1 protein-coding gene and 1 pseudogene are annotated in these 829 nt (G+C 62.6%); both read left to right on the top strand.

All coding sequences use genetic code 11. From position 1 onward, the window contains the following. Positions 1-243, top strand: a pseudogene (locus EN964_RS35940) (VOC family protein); the annotation flags it as partial. After that, positions 240-829 (top strand): 3-deoxy-8-phosphooctulonate synthase (gene kdsA / locus EN964_RS35945; RefSeq protein ID WP_127277553.1); only part of this gene is annotated, 590 nt, incomplete at its 3' end. The pseudogene EN964_RS35940 and the gene kdsA, both read left to right, overlap by 4 nt.

The raw sequence follows: 829 nt of genomic DNA on the forward strand, positions 1-829 counted from the left end.
CCCTTGCCGAATGCGGATTTGAGCGTGCTTGACCGCGCGGTTTTCACCGCGCGCTTCGGCCTGCCGGCCGGCGCGCCGACAGATCTACGCTTCGCAGCGGTGGTCTTTTCGGTTCGGAACGCCGATGTGACATCAAGGCTGCTTGCAGCCAATTCCGTCCAACACGATATAGCGGGCAATGATATCGTCGTGCGGCGTGCACCCGGACAGGGCGCGGCCTTTATCTTCCGGGAGATCCCATGAGCAAGCCGCAAGCGTCCAATTCGATGGCGCCCAATTCGTCTGTAGCCGTCGGCAATGTCGTCTTCGACAACAGGGCGGCTTTGTCCCTGATCGCCGGCCCGTGCCAGTTTGAATCGCGCCAGCATGCCTTCGACATGGCCGGCGCACTGAAGGAACTGACCGGCAGGCTCGGCATAGGCCTCGTCTACAAGACCAGCTACGACAAGGCCAACCGCACCTCGCTGTCGGCGACGCGCGGCGCCGGCATGGACGCAGCCCTTCCCGTCTTCGACGAACTGCGCAAGGAATTTTCGCTCCCCGTGCTGACCGATGTCCACACCGAGGAGCAGTGCGCGATCGTCGCGCCGCATGTCGATGTCCTGCAGATTCCGGCTTTCCTGTCGCGCCAGACGGACATGCTGGTCGCCGCCGCAAGGACCGGCAAGGTTATCAATGTGAAGAAGGGGCAGTTCCTCGCCCCCTGGGACATGAAGAACGTCGTCGCCAAGATCACCGGATCCGGCAATGCCAATGTGCTGACCACCGAGCGCGTCGCCTCCTTCGGCTACAACACGCTGGTCTCCGACATGCGCGCTCTTCCCATCAT

This window comes from Mesorhizobium sp. M7A.F.Ca.CA.001.10.2.1 (assembly GCF_003998575.1).
Lineage (GTDB): Bacteria > Pseudomonadota > Alphaproteobacteria > Rhizobiales > Rhizobiaceae > Mesorhizobium.